The 2,125-nt window shown below is 58.0% G+C and carries 1 protein-coding gene, 1 tRNA gene and 1 pseudogene; 1 reads left to right on the top strand and 2 read right to left on the bottom strand.

Features of this window, described 5'->3' with window-relative positions; genetic code table 11:
- Positions 1–113: 113 nt before the first annotated feature.
- A complete protein-coding gene (locus ACXRVY_RS25655) occupies positions 114–1,397 on the bottom strand; it encodes an NAD(P)/FAD-dependent oxidoreductase (protein WP_223457105.1) in 1,284 nt (427 codons plus the stop codon).
- 184 nt (positions 1,398–1,581) lie between these two features.
- Between ACXRVY_RS25655 and ACXRVY_RS25650 the strand changes: the two genes are divergently transcribed.
- Positions 1,582–1,658: transfer RNA gene (locus ACXRVY_RS25650), tRNA-Val, on the top strand.
- A gap of 231 nt (positions 1,659–1,889) precedes the next feature.
- Here ACXRVY_RS25650 and ACXRVY_RS25645 read toward each other — a convergent pair.
- Positions 1,890–2,125: pseudogene (locus ACXRVY_RS25645) on the bottom strand (hypothetical protein); the annotation flags it as partial.

The raw sequence follows: 2,125 nt of genomic DNA, 5'->3' as shown, positions 1-2,125 counted from the left end.
AAAAACCTGTGGGAGCGAGCTTGCTCGCGATGAGGTCGTAACATCCAACATATTCGTTGGCTGCTAGACCGATATCGCGAGCAGGCTCGCTCCTACAGTGTATTGCGTGCCGCTTAGTAGCCGAACCTGTCCCGCAATCCGTAATACCAGGCGCCCAATGCCGCGAACGGCGTACGCAGCATTTGTCCGCCGGGGAACGGGTAGTGGGGCAAGTCGGCAAAGGCGTCGAAACGCTCGGCCTGGCCGCGCAGCGCTTCGGCCAGTACCTTGCCCGCCAGGTGCGTGTAGGTCACGCCATGGCCGCTGCAGCCCTGGGAGTAGTAGATGTTGCCGCCCAAGCGTCCGACCTGGGGCAGGCGCGACAAGGTCAGCAAGAAGTTGCCCGTCCACGCGTAATCGATTTTCACGTCCTTGAGTTGCGGGAATGCCTTGAGCATCTTCGGTCGAATGATCGCTTCGATGTTCGCCGGATCCCGCGCGCCGTACACCACGCCGCCACCGAAAATCAGGCGTTTGTCGCCGCTGAGGCGGTAGTAGTCGAGCAAGTAGTTGCAGTCTTCGACGCAGTAATCCTGAGGTAGCAGGGTCTTCGCCAGTTCTTCGCCCAGTGGCTCGGTGGTAATCACTTGAGTGCCGCAAGGCATCGACTTGGCGGCCAGCTCCGGCACCAGATTGCCCAGATAAGCGTTACCGGCGACGATGATGAATTTGGCCCGGACCTTGCCCTGCGGCGTGTGCACAACAGGGTTGGCGCCGCGCACAATGCGCACCGCCGGCGACTGCTCATAAATCGTCCCGCCCAGGGACTCGACCGCCGTCGCTTCACCCAGCGCCAGGTTGAGCGGATGGATGTGGCCGCCACTCATGTCGAGCATCCCGCCGACATACTGATCGCAGGCAACCACCTCGCGAATGCGACGTTGATCCATCAGCTCGAGCTGGGTATGGCCGAATCGCTCCCACAGGCGCTTCTGGGACTCGAGATGCCCCATCTGCCTGGCGGTCATTGCGGCGAACACACCGCCGTCCTTCAAGTCGCACTGGATGTTGTACCTGGCGACCCGCTCACGAATGATTCGCCCACCCTCGAACGCCATCTGCCCCAGCAACTGGGCCTGCTTGGGACCGACCGTGCGCTCGATGACATCGATATCGCGGCTATAGCTGTTAACGATCTGCCCACCATTACGCCCGGACGCCCCGAACCCCACCCTGGCGGCTTCGAGCACCGTGACCTTGAAGCCGCTCTCCAGCAGAAACAGGGCAGAGGACAGCCCCGTATAACCGGCGCCAATCACACAGACATCGGTCTCGACGTCATCCTGCAACGCCGGGCGCGGCGGAGCCGCATTGGCCGATGCTGCGTAATAGGACTCGGGGTAGGGAGTGTTAGCCATCCGGCAGCCTCTGTTTAATATATTTTACGAATGCATTGATCCTACCCGAGTTGAAAATCGCCCGCCAGCCACCCGGAAAATCTTCTTCGTACCGACAAAATTAAATATTTTGCATATTCATAGGGTTAGCGCGAAAAAAGGTGTTGACACCCCTCCGGAATTCCGTAGAATGCCGCCTCACAGCAGGCACGTAGCTCAGTTGGTTAGAGCACCACCTTGACATGGTGGGGGTCGTTGGTTCGAGTCCAATCGCGCCTACCAAACAAAATCCGCTCTGCTGGGCGGTCTGGAAGGGCTCACCGAAAGGTGGGCCCTTTTTTGTGCTTCTGGATTTCTTCAGAACGTTCACAAAATATAGGCTTCGTTCACACTGGGCAATGTGAACGCTAATTTCCGTGAGATTAGAGGTGCCACAGGCAAGGTGTTGGTGCCTGCGGCGACTGCTGAGAAGGGTTGTGTCTGATGCGTGCAGCTTATTTGACCTGTGCGGGATCACTCGATTGCAGGTGGCTTTGGGTCATTGCCAAGCATTGGATGATCGCTGCCGCTTGGTAGCTCTTCTGCCCGAGCTTGAGCATTCCATGCAATTCCAGCCAGCTCTCTCATTCGGTCAACAAACGGTTTCGCATCCTTTCCAAGCTTTCCGAGCATCACGCCAGCTTCCCCTACGAACGCATAAAATCTGCCGAGGTCGGAAAGCTTTTTGTGCATTTCTTTCTGCATTTCTT

Source organism: Pseudomonas sp. P5_A2_2 (assembly GCF_054177685.1).
The sequence above is the reverse complement of the archived record's forward strand: the minus strand, read 5'-3'. Positions and strand labels throughout refer to the sequence as shown.